The organism is Blautia sp. CAG:257, from assembly GCF_000433815.1.
GTDB lineage: Bacteria > Bacillota > Clostridia > Lachnospirales > Lachnospiraceae > Blautia_A > Blautia_A caecimuris.
Genome location: NZ_HF999117.1, coordinates 1 through 724, shown reverse-complemented (window position 1 = coordinate 724; position 724 = coordinate 1). Strand labels below are relative to the sequence as shown.

2 protein-coding genes are annotated in these 724 nt (G+C 33.4%); both read right to left on the bottom strand.

The features are described 5' to 3' along the window. Positions 1-63: 63 nt before the first annotated feature. Complete coding sequence (locus QVP40_RS13015) at positions 64-423, bottom strand: helix-turn-helix domain-containing protein (protein WP_022068818.1); 360 nt, start codon at positions 421-423, stop codon at positions 64-66. Positions 424-520: 97 nt separating this feature from the next. Then, the coding region (locus QVP40_RS13010) for a helix-turn-helix domain-containing protein (RefSeq protein WP_288200578.1) at positions 521-724 on the bottom strand (204 nt) is incomplete at its 5' end.

The following is a 724-nucleotide window of genomic DNA, read 5'->3' as shown; positions in this document are numbered from 1 at the left end:
CCATAATAAGCTCTTCCAGCCGGGTTGTAAAAACTATATCATCATCGCAAATGGCAATTTTTATCATCTTTTATCCTCCAGATATTTATTTAAAATCATCTGGAACGCCACCAGGAATTCTTTTTCATCCGCTTTTAAAGATCTTTGCATCTCAATAATAAAAGTTTCCTTTTCATCATGATCTAAAGGCACACAATCTGATAAAATTTCATTGGGTGTGGTATCCAGAATCTGACACAGTTTAATCAGAATATAAAGTGTGCACGTCTTATGCCCATTTTCAATATTGCTGTAATGCCCACTGGATATTCCCAGCTTTTCTGAAACATAATCCTGCTTAAAACCTTTTAAATCCCTGATAACCTTTATTTTCTGTCCAATAAGATAGTTATATTTTTTAAGTTCTGTTTTATTATACTCCATACAATGTCTCCTTTTTCTACCATTGTAAGGAGTAATATCTATAAACTTAAGTTTCTATAAGAATTATTTTCCGTCTATAGGACAACAATCCAACATTTTACTGTTTAATATTCTTTTCTGTATCCACAGGAATAAAATCTCTCAGAATTCTGTCTGCTGAAATTCCAAATTCCCTGCATATTCCAATCAGAACTTCAATCGGACAGCTTCTGTTGCCTTTTTCTATATTGTTATAATACGAATAAGAAATACCCAATCTCTGCGCCAGCTCCTGCTGCGTTATATTCTGCTTTATCCTCTC

Bases quoted from the DNA above. Each gene is read 5' to 3' on its own strand.
- QVP40_RS13015 (WP_022068818.1), bottom strand. From the start codon at position 423: ATGGAGTATAATAAAACAGAACTTAAAAAATATAACTATCTTATTGGA.